11 protein-coding genes are annotated in these 15,031 nt (G+C 57.3%); 7 read left to right on the top strand and 4 right to left on the bottom strand.

Annotation, left to right across the window (positions count from 1 at the left end):
* Positions 1-3 precede the first annotated feature (3 nt).
* Both UR504_RS17730 and UR504_RS17725 read right to left on the bottom strand, forming a co-directional pair.
* A complete protein-coding gene (locus UR504_RS17730) occupies positions 4-561 on the bottom strand; it encodes a DcrB family lipoprotein (protein ID WP_008503073.1) in 558 nt (185 codons plus the stop codon).
* Positions 562-633: 72 nt separating this feature from the next.
* Positions 634-1,299, bottom strand: a complete 666-nt coding sequence (locus UR504_RS17725; RefSeq protein ID WP_111963750.1) for a 7-cyano-7-deazaguanine/7-aminomethyl-7-deazaguanine transporter — start codon at positions 1,297-1,299, stop codon at positions 634-636.
* Between the two features lie 167 nt (positions 1,300-1,466).
* Here UR504_RS17725 and tusA point away from each other — a divergent pair, with 167 nt between their 5' ends.
* On the top strand, positions 1,467-1,709 hold the full coding sequence (tusA, locus tag UR504_RS17720) for a sulfurtransferase TusA (RefSeq protein ID WP_017693840.1): 243 nt from the start codon (positions 1,467-1,469) through the stop codon (positions 1,707-1,709).
* Positions 1,710-1,771: 62 nt separating this feature from the next.
* Here tusA and yhgN read toward each other — a convergent pair whose 3' ends face one another.
* Positions 1,772-2,365: an NAAT family transporter YhgN gene (gene yhgN / locus UR504_RS17715; RefSeq protein WP_003861574.1), complete on the bottom strand. Its 594-nt coding sequence runs from the start codon at positions 2,363-2,365 to the stop codon at positions 1,772-1,774.
* A 179-nt stretch (positions 2,366-2,544) separates the two neighbouring features.
* Here yhgN and asd point away from each other — a divergent pair, with 179 nt between their 5' ends.
* The 6 genes from asd (at position 2,545) to glgP (ending at position 13,266) form a co-directional block, all read left to right on the top strand.
* Positions 2,545-3,648 (top strand): aspartate-semialdehyde dehydrogenase, encoded by a 1,104-nt coding sequence (gene asd, locus UR504_RS17710; RefSeq protein ID WP_033146834.1) that lies wholly within the window; start codon positions 2,545-2,547, stop codon positions 3,646-3,648.
* A gap of 249 nt (positions 3,649-3,897) precedes the next feature.
* A complete protein-coding gene (gene glgB, locus UR504_RS17705) occupies positions 3,898-6,084 on the top strand; it encodes a 1,4-alpha-glucan branching enzyme (protein ID WP_320739962.1) in 2,187 nt (728 codons plus the stop codon).
* Positions 6,081-8,054: a glycogen debranching protein GlgX gene (glgX, locus tag UR504_RS17700; RefSeq protein WP_302237685.1), complete on the top strand. Its 1,974-nt coding sequence runs from the start codon at positions 6,081-6,083 to the stop codon at positions 8,052-8,054. The genes glgB and glgX overlap by 4 nt, the downstream gene beginning before the upstream one ends.
* 17 nt (positions 8,055-8,071) lie before the next feature.
* Positions 8,072-9,367: a glucose-1-phosphate adenylyltransferase gene (gene glgC / locus UR504_RS17695; RefSeq protein WP_008503066.1), complete on the top strand. Its 1,296-nt coding sequence runs from the start codon at positions 8,072-8,074 to the stop codon at positions 9,365-9,367.
* Positions 9,367-10,800: a glycogen synthase GlgA gene (gene glgA / locus UR504_RS17690; protein WP_008503065.1), complete on the top strand. Its 1,434-nt coding sequence runs from the start codon at positions 9,367-9,369 to the stop codon at positions 10,798-10,800. The genes glgC and glgA overlap by 1 nt, the downstream gene beginning before the upstream one ends.
* An 18-nt stretch (positions 10,801-10,818) precedes the next feature.
* On the top strand, positions 10,819-13,266 hold the full coding sequence (glgP, locus tag UR504_RS17685) for a glycogen phosphorylase (RefSeq protein WP_302237689.1): 2,448 nt from the start codon (positions 10,819-10,821) through the stop codon (positions 13,264-13,266).
* A gap of 95 nt (positions 13,267-13,361) precedes the next feature.
* Here glgP and glpD read toward each other — a convergent pair whose 3' ends face one another.
* A complete protein-coding gene (gene glpD, locus UR504_RS17680) occupies positions 13,362-14,870 on the bottom strand; it encodes a glycerol-3-phosphate dehydrogenase (RefSeq protein WP_320739961.1) in 1,509 nt (502 codons plus the stop codon).
* Between the last annotated feature and the right edge of the window lie 161 nt (positions 14,871-15,031).

Here is a 15,031-nt window from a genome sequence, read left to right as displayed (position 1 = left end):
GCGTTACTGGATCACGATGGTGTTAATGATGTTTTCAGCGGCCGTCTGCGCTTTCTGCTGATCTTCCGCTGGCAGGGTGATCTGCAGGGTCAGCAGTTTGTTATCGACCTTGCCCAGCACAACAGAGGAGTAAGCGGTCTGGCCTTTTGCGGAGATGATGCTATCGAGCTGCTGCAGCTTATGGCCTTTCAGCTCGATGGATTTATTGGTCACGACCTGCAGCTGCGGGTCACGTCCGCGCTGCTGATCTTCAAGACGTTTGGACAGGACGGCCAGGTCTTCGCTGGTGTCGTCGCCCACAATCACAATGACCGCTTTCTGCCCGGTTGCGTCGGAGTAAACGTGCATGTTGTTCGCCTGGGTGCCCAGCTTGCCGCTCTGGTCAGTCATATCGGCTGGCAGAGAGAAACTGAGTTTGCCATCCATCAGATTCACCGGCTGGCCGGTCGCATTGCTTTCTGCGGATGCGCCCTGAGCAGGCGTTTTCGTGTCGCTGTTATCACAGGCTGCAAGACCCACAACCAGCAGGCCAATCCCGACATATTTAACCAGATTGCGCATTGACTTCTTCCTTTCGATAAACGGCCATAACGGCTCATTCGCTCATCTTATCACAACTGATAAAGCGAACCCTTAACCAGCCTGCAATGCTGTGATTTCAGATTTATCTGCCAGCCTTTTCAGCAGCATATTGAGCAGCACGCCGTACATCGGCAGGAAGAAAACAATGCTGATGAGGACCTTGAAGCAGTAGTCCACCAGCGCGATTTCCATCCAGTGCTCGGCCATGAACGCATCCGGGCTGCGCCAGAAGGCGATAAAGAAGAAGGCCAGCGTATCGCTCACGTTACCGAACAGCGTGGAGGCGGTTGGCGCCATCCACCAGCGATGATTCTGACGCAGGCGGTTAAACACATGCACGTCGAGGATCTGCCCCAGCGCGTAGGCCATAAAGCTTGCCGCGGCGATACGGGCAACGAACAGGTTGAAGTGGGTTAACGCCTCAAAGCCCTGCCAGCTTCCCATATAAAACAGAGACGAAATCACGTACGAGATGAACAGCGCCGGGAGCATGACCGAAAAAATAATACGGCGAGCCAGCGGTGCGCCAAAAATACGCACGGTCAAATCCGTCGCGAGGAAAATAAACGGGAAACTAAACGCGCCCCAGGTGGTATGGAAACCAAAGATGGAGATCGGGAGCTGCACCAGATAGTTGCTGGAGGTGATCACCAGCAAATGGAAAAGCGAAAGCCAGAACAACGCTTTTACGCGCTGAGATTCAGAAAACTGCGTCATATTGTGACCTTTTTATACGTTGGGGTGAGGGAACCCAATAAAAACCGCAGCATGATACTGCTTTGTCAGGACATTGCAATGGTTAGTTTTTACGCAATCGTTAACCTGGTTTGCATTGATCGCAACCGGGCGTAAACTACAGCCGTTTTTATCAGACCGAGAAGATCATGACCGACCTGTTTTCCAGCCCAGACCACACTCTTGATGCCCAGGGCCTTCGCTGCCCGGAACCGGTAATGATGGTACGTAAAACCGTGCGCAACATGCAGACCGGTGAAACGCTGCTGATCGTTGCCGACGACCCGGCCACCACGCGCGATATTCCCGGTTTTTGTACCTTTATGGAGCATGAGCTGGTGGCACAGCAGACAGAAACGCTGCCGTACCGGTATTTGATTCGTAAGGGCTGAGTGGGCGCCTCTGCGGCCTGATGCCCTCACCCCGGCCCTCTCCCACAGGGAGAGGGAGAGAGTCATCCCTTCATCCACGCCCGAATGCCGTCCAGGAACATCTGCGTTGCCATCATTACCAGAATCAGCCCCATCAGGCGCTCCAGCGCGTTTACCCCTTTTTCGCCCAGCAGGCGCAGGAACAGGGATGACTGCAGCAGGATAATAAACGTTCCGCCCCAGGCAATCAGCAGGGCAATCACCAGATGGCTCATCTGGTTCGGATACTGGTGCGACAGCAGCATCAGCGTGGCCAGAATGGTCGGCCCGGCAACGAGGGGAATCGCCAGCGGCACAATAAACGGCTCTTCACCCGCAGGCAGGCCGCTGCTGCTGCCTTCCGCGCTCGGGAAAATCATCTTAATCGCAATCAGGAAAAGAATAATCCCGCCGGAAATCGACACGGTTTCGGCACGCAGGTTCAGGAATGCGAGGATTTTTTCACCCGCAAACAGGAAGATAAACATCACCAGCAGGGCGATGAGCAGCTCGCGGATCATGATCGCACGGCGGCGCTTCGGTTCGGTGTGCTTCAGCACCGACATGAAGATCGGCAGGTTACCCAGTGGATCCATAATCAGGATCAATAAAACCGCCGCGGAAATGATTTCACTCATCTTTAAATTATCCCTGATACTTAGTAGTGTTATTTCGATGATTAGCGCTTTTTCTGATTGCCGGGCAATCATCGATTAATTTCGCTTGCGACTTTGGCAGCATTTTGTAATGTGAAGCATATCCCAGTTCAATACTGGCTTGCACAATCAGCACACACCCTCAGCAGGAAAAAAATGCTATGAAAAACGTTGGTTTTATCGGCTGGCGCGGTATGGTCGGCTCTGTACTCATGCAACGCATGGTTGAAGAGCGCGATTTCGACGCTATCCGCCCGGTCTTCTTCTCCACTTCCCAGCTCGGCCAGGCTGCTCCGTCCTTTGGTGGTACCACAGGCACGTTGCAGGATGCTTACGATCTGGAAGCGCTGAAGGCACTCGACATTATTGTGACGTGCCAGGGCGGCGATTATACCAACGAAATCTATCCAAAGCTGCGTGAAAGCGGCTGGCAGGGCTACTGGATTGACGCGGCTTCTTCGCTGCGCATGAAAGATGATGCCATCATTATTCTCGACCCGGTGAACCAGGGCGTGATCACCGATGGCCTGAACAACGGCGTAAAAACTTTTGTTGGCGGCAACTGCACCGTCAGCCTGATGCTGATGTCCCTCGGTGGCCTGTTCGCTCAGGATCTGGTGGAGTGGGTCTCCGTGGCGACCTACCAGGCCGCGTCCGGCGGCGGCGCGCGCCATATGCGCGAGCTGCTGACCCAGATGGGCCAGCTGCACCAGAGCGTTGCGACCGAGCTGGCAAACCCGGCATCCGCTATTCTGGATATCGAGCGTAAGGTCACCCAGCTGACTCGCAGCGGCGAGCTGCCGGTGGATAACTTTGGCGTACCGCTGGCCGGCGGTCTGATCCCGTGGATCGACAAACAGCTTGATAACGGCCAGACCCGCGAAGAGTGGAAGGGCCAGGCAGAGACCAACAAAATCCTCGCGACCGCGAACACCATTCCGGTTGACGGTCTGTGCGTGCGTATCGGCGCGCTGCGCTGCCACAGCCAGGCCTTCACCATTAAACTAAAAAAAGATGTGTCTATTCCGACCGTGGAAGAACTGCTGGCCGCGCATAACCCATGGGCGAAAGTGGTGCCAAACGATCGTGATATCACCATGCGCGAGCTGACCCCGGCTGCCGTTACCGGCACGCTGACCACGCCGGTTGGCCGTCTGCGCAAGCTGAACATGGGGCCGGAGTATCTCTCCGCGTTCACCGTCGGTGACCAGCTCCTGTGGGGCGCCGCCGAGCCGCTGCGCCGCATGCTGCGCCAGCTGGCGTAATAATTTGTTAACTACCGGGGGTGATTTTCACCCCTTTTTTTTGCGTACTACACGGAGTAACACGCGTATGTCTTATTTTTTATCAGGAGTCATCTAGAGCGTTGGCTATGCTTTAAGGAAGAGTCATTTCTTACCTGAGGTTCGAACGGAGCAGAATGGATGCACATTTTTGTGCTGTCCCGTTCAGGTCACATTAAAAGTCGTCCCGGAGCGCTTAAAAAGGACGACATAAAAAACAGGATGAATACCATGTCCGATCGTGTGGATAGAGACGTGATTAATGCGCTTATTGCGGGTCATTTCGCTGACCCCTTTTCTGTGCTTGGGATGCATCGTACTGAGGCGGGTCTGGAAGTTCGGGCGCTATTACCGGATGCCACAGAAGTCTGGGTGATTGAACCCAAAACTGGCCGCAAGGTTGGTAATCTTGAATGCCTCGATTCGCGTGGCTTCTTCTCGGGCGTAATGCCCCGTCGTAAAAACCCTTTTCGCTATCAGCTCGCCGTTCTCTGGCACGGTCAGCAAAACCTGATTGACGATCCTTACAGCTTTGGTCCGCTCTTAAAAGAGATGGACGCCTGGCTGCTCTCCGAAGGAACGCATCTTCGCCCTTATGAAACGCTGGGTGCCCATGCCGATACCATGGACGGTATTACCGGCACGCGGTTCTCCGTGTGGGCACCTAACGCCCAGCGCGTCTCCGTTGTCGGCCAGTTCAACTACTGGGACGGTCGCCGCCATCCGATGCGCCTGCGCCGGGAAACCGGCATCTGGGAGCTGTTTATCCCCGGGGCGCACCCCGGGCAGCTTTATAAATTCGAGATGATCGACGCCAACGGCAAGCTACGCATTAAAGCCGACCCGTATGCCTTCGAAGCGCAGATGCGCCCGGATACCGCGTCGCTGATTTGCGGCCTGCCGGAGAAGGTCGTCCAGACGGAAGAGCGTAAACAGGCCAACCGCTTTGATGCGCCTATCTCCGTCTATGAAGTTCATCTCGGCTCCTGGCGCCGCCACACCGATAACAACTTCTGGCTTAGCTACCGGGAGCTTGCCGACCAGCTGGTGCCGTACGCCAAATGGATGGGCTTTACTCACCTTGAGCTGCTGCCGGTCAATGAACACCCGTTCGACGGCAGCTGGGGCTATCAGCCCACCGGGCTGTATGCGCCAACGCGCCGCTTTGGCACGCGCGACGACTTCCGCTATTTCATTGATGCCGCGCACGCCGCCGGGCTGAACGTCATCCTCGACTGGGTGCCGGGCCATTTCCCTGCGGATGATTTCGCGCTGGCAGAGTTTGACGGCACGAAGCTTTACGAGCACAGCGATCCGCGGGAAGGCTATCACCAGGACTGGAACACGCTGATCTACAACTACGGTCGTCGTGAGGTCGCCAACTATCTGGTCGGGAATGCCCTGTACTGGATCGAGCGGTTTGGTATTGATGCCCTGCGCGTCGATGCGGTGGCGTCGATGATCTACCGAGACTACAGCCGCAAAGAGGGGGAGTGGATCCCGAACGAGTTTGGCGGTCGTGAAAACCTGGAAGCCATTGAGTTCCTGCGCAATACCAACCGCATTATCGGCGAGCAGGTGGACGGTGCCGTGACCATGGCGGAAGAGTCGACCGACTTTGCGGGCGTCTCCCGTCCGCCGTCATTGGGCGGCCTGGGGTTCTGGTATAAGTGGAACCTGGGCTGGATGCACGACACGCTCGACTATATGAAGCTGGATCCGGTTCACCGTAAGTATCATCACGATAAGCTGACGTTCGGGATGCTCTACAACTACACCGAAAACTTCATGCTGCCGCTGTCGCACGATGAGGTGGTGCACGGCAAAAAATCCATTCTCGACCGCATGCCGGGCGACGCGTGGCAGAAGTTTGCCAACCTGCGCGCCTATTACGGCTGGATGTTTGCCTTCCCGGGCAAGAAACTGCTGTTCATGGGCAATGAGTTCGCTCAGGGACGCGAGTGGAACCACGACGCCAGCCTCGACTGGCATCTGCTGGAAGGCGGCGACAACTGGCACCACGGGGTGCAGCGTCTGGTGCGCGATCTGAACCTGACCTATCGCCACCACAAAGCGCTGCACGAGCTCGACTTCGATCCGTACGGCTTTGAATGGCTGGTGGTGGACGACCATGAGCGCTCGGTGTTTGTCTTTGTGCGTCGTGACAAAGTCGGTAACGAGATCATCGTCGCCAGTAACTTCACGCCGGTACCGCGCGAACACTACCGCTTCGGCATTAACCAGCCGGGCAAATGGCGTGAAATTCTGAATACCGACTCGATGCACTACCACGGCAGCAACGCCGGTAACGGCGGGCTGGTACAGAGTGACGCCATAGAAAGCCACGGGCGACCCAACTCCCTGAGCCTGACGCTGCCGCCGCTTGGCACCATCTGGCTGATGCGGGAGGGCGAATGACGCAGCTTACGGCAGGTAAACCCGAACCGCTCGGGGCGCGTTTTGACGGAAAGGGTGTCAATTTCACCCTCTTTTCCGCTCACGCCGAGCGGGTAGAACTGTGCGTGTTTGACGGGGAAGGTAACGAGCACCGTTACGATTTACCCGCGCGCACGGGGGATACCTGGCACGGCTACCTGGCCGGAGGACGGCCAGGCATGCACTATGGCTTTCGCGTACACGGTCCGTGGGATCCGGCGCAGGGGCACTGGTTTAACCCGGCGAAGCTGCTGATTGACCCGTGCGCGCACCGCGTGGACGGCGAATTTAAAGATGACCCGCTCTTCCACGTGGGCTACGGCGAGCCCGACCACCGCGACAGCGCGCCCGTCTCGCCAAAAAGCGTGGTGGTGAACGATCTTTATGACTGGGAAGACGATGCCCCGCCGCACACGCCGTGGGGCAATACCGTCATTTATGAAGCCCACGTTAAAGGGCTGACGTACCTGCACCCGTCGATCCCCAAAGAGATGCGCGGCACCTATAAGGCGCTCGGGCATCCCACCATGATCGCCTACCTGAAACATCTCGGTATCACCGCCCTGGAACTGCTTCCCGTTGCCCATTTTGCCAGCGAGCCGCGTCTGCAGCGGCTGGGGCTCAGCAACTACTGGGGCTACAACCCGCTGGCGATGTTCGCGCTCGAGCCGCGCTATGCCGTCCATCCGGAAAAAGCGCGGGACGAGTTCCGCGATGCGGTTAAGGCGCTCCACGCGGCGGGCATTGAGGTCATTCTGGACGTGGTGCTCAACCACAGTGCAGAAAGCGATCTCGACGGTCCGACGCTCTCCATGCGCGGAATTGATAACCGTAGCTATTATTGGATCAGGCAGGATGGCGATTATGAGAACTGGACCGGCTGCGGTAACACGCTCAACCTCAGCCATCCGGCGGTCACGCATTTTGCGTATGAATGCCTGAAATACTGGGTGGAGACGTTCCACGTCGACGGTTTTCGTTTCGACCTGGCGCCCGTGATGGGGCGCACGCCGGCGTTCAGCCGGCAGGCGCCGCTGTTCGAGGCGATAAAAAACTGTCCGGTGCTCTCGCAGGTGAAGCTCATTGCCGAGCCGTGGGACATTGGCGAAGGCGGTTATCAGGTCGGGAATTTCCCGCCGCTGTTTGCCGAGTGGAACGATCACTACCGCGACGCCGTACGCCGCTTCTGGCTGGAACGCAATCTGTCGCTGGGGGAATTTGCCGGACGCTTTGCCGCGTCGAGCGATCTCTTTAAGCGCGACGGCAAACGCCCGTCGGCTACCGTCAACCTGTTGACGGCGCACGACGGTTTTACGCTCAGGGACTGCGTTTGTTTCAATCAGAAACACAATGAGGCAAACGGCGAAGAGAATCGCGATGGCACTAACAATAACCATAGCTTTAATCATGGTATAGAAGGGTTAGGCGGAAGCCTCGACGTCATCGAGCGGCGACGCGCCAGCGTTCATGCGCTGCTGACAACGCTTTTACTGTCGCAGGGCACGCCGATGCTGCTGGCAGGCGATGAGCATGGTCACAGCCAGCACGGTAATAACAATGCGTATTGCCAGGACAACACCTTAACCTGGCTCGACTGGGGGGAAGCCAACAGCGGGCTGATTCACTTCACCGCTGCGCTGATCCATCTTCGCCAGCAGATCCCCGCGCTGACCGCCAACAGCTGGTGGGAAGAGGGTGACGGCAACGTTCGCTGGCTGAATAAAGACGCGCAACCGTTAAGCGCGCAAGAGTGGCAACACGGCGTACCACGCCTGCAAATCCTGCTGTCGGATAAATGGCTGGTCACGCTGAACGCGACGGATGACGTCGCAGAGATTGTTTTACCTGACGGGGAGTGGCGCGCCGTTCCCCCCTTTGCCGGAGCGGATAATCCGGTAGTAATGGCTGTCTGGCACGGGCCTGCGCACGGAGTGTGCGTATTCCAAAGATGATAAAAAAGGAGTTAGTCATGGTTAGATTAGAGAAGAACGATCCCTTAATGTTGGCACGCCAGCTACCATTAAAAACGGTTGCCCTGATCCTTGCGGGTGGGCGTGGTACCCGTCTGAAAGATTTGACCATCAAGCGCGCCAAACCGGCTGTTCACTTTGGTGGTAAGTTCCGCATCATCGACTTTGCGCTCTCCAACTGCCTGAACTCGGGCATTCGCCGCATCGGCGTCATTACGCAGTATCAGTCGCACACGCTGGTTCAGCATATCCAGCGCGGCTGGTCATTCTTCAGCGAAGAGATGAACGAGTTTGTCGATCTCCTTCCTGCTCAGCAGCGCGTTCACGGCGAGAACTGGTACCGCGGTACGGCGGATGCGGTGACCCAGAACCTCGACATTATTCGTCGCTATAACGCGGAATACATCGTGATCCTCGCCGGGGACCACATCTACAAGCAAGATTACTCCCACATGCTGATCGACCACGTCGAAAAAGGGGCGCGCTGCACCGTGGCGTGTCTGCCTGTGCCCGTTGCCGAAGCGACGGCGTTTGGCGTCATGCACGTGGATGCCGACGACAAAATTATCGACTTCGTTGAAAAACCGGCGAACCCGCCAACCATGCCGGGCGATGACACCAAATCGCTCGCCAGCATGGGGATCTATGTCTTTGACGCAGATTATCTTTATGAGCTGCTGGAAGAAGACGACAAAGACGAAAACTCCAGCCACGACTTCGGTAAAGACATCATTCCGAAAATCACGAAAGCTGGCATGGCGTATGCACATCCATTCCCGCTGTCCTGCGTACAGTCCGATCCGAATGCGGAACCCTACTGGCGCGATGTGGGTACGCTGGAAGCCTACTGGAAAGCGAACCTCGACCTGGCATCGGTCACGCCTGAACTGGATATGTACGACCAGAACTGGCCGATTCGTACCCATATGGAGTCGCTGCCGCCGGCCAAGTTCGTCCAGGACCGCTCCGGCAGCCACGGTATGACGCTGAACTCGCTGGTGTCCGGCGGGTGCATTATCTCCGGTTCGGTCGTGGTGCAGTCGGTGCTGTTCCCGCGCGTGCGGATAAATTCATTCTGTAATATCGATTCGGCAGTCTTGTTGCCGGATGTCTGGGTAGGGCGCTCGTGTCGTCTGCGTCGTTGCGTGATCGACCGTGCCTGCGTCATCCCTGAAGGGATGGTCATTGGGGAGAATGCGGAAGAAGACGCGCGTCGTTTCTACCGTTCGGAAGAGGGGATCGTGTTAGTCACACGGGAAATGTTGCGGAAGCTGCAGATCAAACAGGAGCGATGATGCAGGTTTTACACGTATGTTCTGAGATGTTCCCGTTATTAAAAACGGGCGGACTGGCAGATGTGCTTGGCGCATTACCGGCGGCGCAAATCGCCGGAGGCGTGGATACCCGAGTCCTGCTGCCCGCCTTTCCGGATATCCGGCGCGGTATACCCGATGCAAAAGTGGTGACCCGCCGTGAAACGTTTGCCGGACGCATTACCCTGCTGTTTGGACATTACAATGGCGTAGGGATTTACCTGATCGACGCGCCGCACTTATACGATCGACCGGGCAGCCCGTATCACGATACGAACCTGTTCGCCTACACCGACAACGTGCTGCGCTTTGCGCTGCTCGGCTGGGTTGGAGCAGAAATGGCGACGGGGCTGGATCCGTTCTGGCGTCCGGATGTGGTGCACGCGCACGACTGGCACGCCGGGCTTGCCCCGGCGTATCTCGCCGCGCGCGGCCACCCGGCGAAATCGGTCTTTACCGTGCATAACCTGGCATATCAGGGGATGTACTACGCCCATCACATGAATGACATCGATCTGCCATGGTCGTTCTTTAACATGCACGGTCTGGAGTTTAACGGGCAGATCTCGTTCCTGAAGGCGGGGCTGTACTACGCCGATCACATCACGGCGGTGAGCCCAACCTACGCGCGTGAGATCACCCAGCCGGCGTTTGGCTATGGCATGGAAGGGTTGCTGCAGCAGCGCCATCGCGAAGGCCGCCTGTCGGGCATTCTGAACGGCGTGGATGAACAGATCTGGAGCCCGGAAACCGATCTCCTGCTGGCGGCGCGCTATGGCCGTGATTCCGTTGAAGACAAAGCGGAAAACAAACGCCAGCTGCAGATTGCGATGGGCCTGAAGGTTAACGATAAAGTGCCGCTGTTCGCCGTCGTGAGCCGCCTGACCAGCCAGAAAGGGCTGGATCTGGTGCTGGAGGCGCTGCCCGGTTTACTGGAGCAGGGCGGACAGCTGGCGCTGCTCGGCGCGGGCGACCCGGTGCTGCAGGAAGGTTTCCTTGCCGCCGCCGCGGAACACCCGGGACAGGTAGGCGTGCAGATTGGCTACCACGAGGCGTTCTCTCACCGAATTATGGGCGGCGCGGACGTCATTCTGGTGCCAAGCCGTTTCGAACCCTGCGGCCTGACGCAGCTTTATGGTCTGAAATACGGCACGCTGCCGCTGGTGCGCCGCACGGGCGGACTGGCGGATACCGTATCCGACAGCTCTCTGGAAAATCTGGCGGACGGTATCGCCAGCGGATTTGTCTTTGAGGACAGTAATGCCTGGTCGCTGCTTCGGGCGATTCGGCGTGCTTTCGTCTTGTGGTCCCGTCCATCACTCTGGCGTTACGTTCAGCGTCAGGCGATGTCCATGGACTTTAGCTGGCACGTCGCGGCGCAGTCATACCGCGATCTCTATCAACGCTTGATGTAACGAGGCGAAGTTACTGATATGAACGCTCCATTTAGCTACTCTTCACCCACGCTCAGCGTTGAGGCGTTAAAGCACTCCATCGCCTACAAGCTGATGTTCACCATCGGGAAAGATCCGGTTATTGCCAACAAGCACGAGTGGCTGAACGCCACCCTGTTTGCCGTGCGTGACCGCTTAGTTGAACGCTGGCTGCGCTCAAACCGCGCCCAGCTCTCGCAGGAGACGCGTCAGGTTTACTACCTGTCGATGGAATTTTTGATTGGCCGCACGCTGTCCAACGCGCTGCTGTCGCTCGGTATTTATGACGATGTCAAAACCGCACTCGAAGAGATGGGGTTAGATTTAGAAGAGCTGATCGACGAAGAGAACGACCCGGGCCTCGGCAACGGCGGTCTGGGGCGTCTCGCCGCCTGCTTCCTCGACTCGCTGGCGACGCTGGCGCTGCCGGGCCGCGGCTACGGTATTCGCTACGACTACGGTATGTTCAAACAGAACATCGTCGACGGGCGTCAGAAAGAGTCCCCGGACTACTGGCTGGAGTACGGCAACCCGTGGGAGTTCAAACGCCACAACACGCGCTACAAGGTGCGCTTTGGCGGGCGTATCCAGCAGGAAGGGAAAAAGTCCCGCTGGGTAGAAACGGAAGAGATCCTGGCCGTGGCCTACGACCAGATTATCCCCGGCTACGATACCGACGCCACCAACACGCTGCGCCTGTGGAGCGCTCAGGCCAGTAGCGAAATTAACCTCGGTAAATTTAACCAGGGTGACTACTTCGCGGCGGTGGAGGATAAAAACCACTCCGAGAACGTGTCCCGCGTGCTGTACCCGGATGACTCGACCTACTCGGGCCGTGAGCTGCGCCTGCGTCAGGAGTATTTCCTCGTTTCGGCGACCATTCAGGACATCCTCAGCCGCCACCATCAGCTGCACAAAACCTACGCCAACCTGGCGGAGAAAACCGCGATCCACCTTAACGACACCCACCCGGTGCTCTCAATTCCGGAACTGATGCGCCTGCTGATCGACGAGCATAAGTTCAGCTGGGATGACGCCTTTGAGGTGACCTGTCAGGTGTTCTCCTACACCAACCACACGCTGATGAGCGAAGCGCTGGAGACGTGGCCGGTGGACATGCTCGGCAAAATCCTGCCGCGCCACCTGCAGATTATATTTGAGATCAACGACTACTTCCTCAAGACGCTGCAGGAGCAGTATCCGAACGATACCGGCCTGCTGAGCCGCGCGTCCATCATTGATGAGTCGAACGGTCGTCGCGTGCGCATGGCCTGGCTGGCGGTTGTCATCAGCCACAAGGTCAACGGCGTGTCCGAGCTCCACTCGAACCTGATGGTGCAGTCGCTGTTTGCGGACTTCGCGAAGATCTTCCCGACGCGGTTCTGCAACGTGACCAACGGCGTCACGCCGCGCCGCTGGCTGGCGCTGGCCAACCAGCCGCTCTCTGAGGTGCTGGACGAGAATATCGGCCGCACCTGGCGTACCGATTTGAGCCAGCTGAGCGAGCTGGAACAGCATATTGATTTCCCGACGGTGAACAAAGCCGTACGGGAAGCAAAGCTGCTGAACAAAAAGCGTCTGGCGGTCTGGCTGGCGATGCACCTCAACGTGGTCGCTAACCCGAAAGCGCTGTTCGACGTGCAGATCAAACGCATCCACGAATACAAGCGTCAGCTGATGAACGTGCTGCACGTGATCACCCATTACAACCGCATCAAGGCAGATCCGACGGTTGAATGGGTGCCGCGCGTGAAGATCTTCGCCGGTAAGGCGGCTTCCGCCTACTACATGGCGAAGCACATTATTCATCTCATCAACGACGTGGCGAAGGTGGTTAACCAGGATCCGGACATTGGCGACAAGCTGAAGGTGGTGTTCATTCCGAACTACAGCGTCAGCCTGGCGCAGCTGATCATCCCGGCGGCGGATCTCTCTGAACAGATTTCCACGGCGGGAACGGAGGCATCCGGTACCAGTAACATGAAGTTTGCCCTCAACGGCGCGCTGACCATCGGCACGCTGGACGGGGCGAACGTCGAGATGCTGGAGCACGTGGGCGATGAGAATATCTTTATCTTCGGTAATACGACGGAAGAGGTGGAGGCGCTGCGCAGGAAAGGCTACTCGCCGCGTCAGTATTACGAAGAGGATGAAGAGTTGCGTCAGGTGCTAACGCAGATCGCGACCGGCGTGTTTAGCCCTGATGAACCGAGCCGCTACCGCGATCTGGTGGATTCGCTGATTAACTTTGGCGATCACTACCAGGTGCTGGCGGATTATCGCAGCTACGTGGACTGTCAGGATAAGGTGGATGAACTTTATCGCCAGCCGGAGAAATGGACCAGCGCCGCGATGTACAACATCGCCAATATGGGCTATTTCTCGTCAGACCGGACCATCAAGGAGTATGCCGAGACGATCTGGCATATTGATCCGGTGAGGCTATAAAAGCAAAACGGCAACCTCGGTTGCCGTTTTTAGTGTTTGTTCCCTCTCCCTGTGGGAGAGGGGCAGGGTGAGGGCATCAGTCCGCACCAGTCGTATTACGACGCCAGCGACAGCTCACGCTTCCCCGCATGTTGCAGTAACCACTGCGCCACGCGAGACTGCTGATCGGCGTTGAGCCACATCCCTTCCTTGGTACGGCGCCAGATAGCATCGTCCAGACGACGCACCCACTCGTGCTCAACCAGGTAACGCAGCTCGGCTTCGTACAGCTCGTGGCCGAAATGCTCGCCCAGATCCGCAATGTCCTTCGCATCGCCCAGAATCAGCTCGGTATTGCTGCCGTAGGTGCGGGCATAGTGGCGCGCCATTCCTTCGGTGATGAACGGGAACCGACGGCGCAGCTTCGCGGCGTAATCATCGCGGTTATCGCCGATATCACCGCCGGGCAGTACCGCGCCCTTGGTCCATGCCGGGCCAATGCCTTTATAGTACGGCGCCAGTTTTTCCAGCGCGTGCTCGGCCAGCTTGCGGTAGGTGGTGAGCTTACCGCCAAACACGGAAAGCAGCGGCGCCTGACCGTCAACGTCGTGAATATCGAGCGTATAGTCGCGGGTAATGGCCTGCGGTGAGTCAGACTCGTCATCGCACAGCGGACGCACGCCGGAGTAGGTCCAGACAACGTCGTCGCGCGACAGCTGTTTCTTAAAGTGCGCGTTATACACTTTGAGCAGGTAGTTCACTTCGCTCTCGTCGATCTCGACGTTTTTCGGATCGCCTTTGTACTCCACGTCGGTAGTACCGATGATCGAGAATTCGTCCATCCACGGAATCACAAACACGATGCGCTTGTCTTCGTTCTGCAGGATGTAAGCCTGCTTCTGGGTATGCACGCGCGGCACCACAATGTGGCTGCCTTTGATCAGGCGAATGCCGTATGGAGAAGGCAGATGCATGCCGTCGTCGAAGAACTGCTTCACCCACGGGCCGGTAGCGTTCACCAGGCCGCGCGCTTTCCAGCTGAATTTCTCGCCGGTATCAATGTCTTCCGCTTCCACAATCCACAGGCCATTTTCACGACGGGCAGCGGTTGCGCGGGTGCGGGTTTTCACCTCGCCACCTTTCTTCTCAACCATCTGCGCATTCGCCAGTACCAGGCGGGCATCATCCACCCAGCAGTCGGAATATTCGAATCCGCGCACGATTTCCGGCTTAAGGACCGATTCTGAGCCAAAACGCAACCCTTTCGAACCCGGGAGGCTGGTGCGTTTACCCAGATGATCGTACATAAATAGACCGATTCGGATCATCCACGCCGGACGCAGATGCGGGCGATGGGGCAGCCGGAAGCGCATCGGAATCGCCAGATGCGGGGCCATTTTCAGCAGCACTTCACGTTCGGCCAGTGCTTCACTGACCAGGCGGAATTCGTAGTGTTCCAGGTAGCGCAGGCCGCCGTGAATCAGTTTGGAGCTGGCGGACGACGTCGCGCAGGCGAGATCGTTAGCTTCCAGCATCAGTACGGACAAACCGCGTCCTGCGGCATCGACCGCAATACCGGCACCGTTGATGCCACCGCCTATCACAATCAGATCTTTGGTTTCCATAACACCCTCATGCACTTTCGTTAAAGCTCAGAAATGTTCGATATCGCTCATAATAGCAAAGGAACGCGCTTTTGGTAACATCAAAAAAACAATTTAGAGTGATATGGATAACATAATGGCGTTTACCCGCCGCCAGGACGTACACTACGGGGTAAAATCTT

The sequence above is a fragment of the Enterobacter sp. 241F3 genome, from assembly GCF_034106785.1.
GTDB lineage: Bacteria > Pseudomonadota > Gammaproteobacteria > Enterobacterales > Enterobacteriaceae > Enterobacter > Enterobacter vonholyi.
Note: the sequence above shows the minus strand (reverse complement) of the source record. Positions and strands in the feature narration are given on the sequence as shown.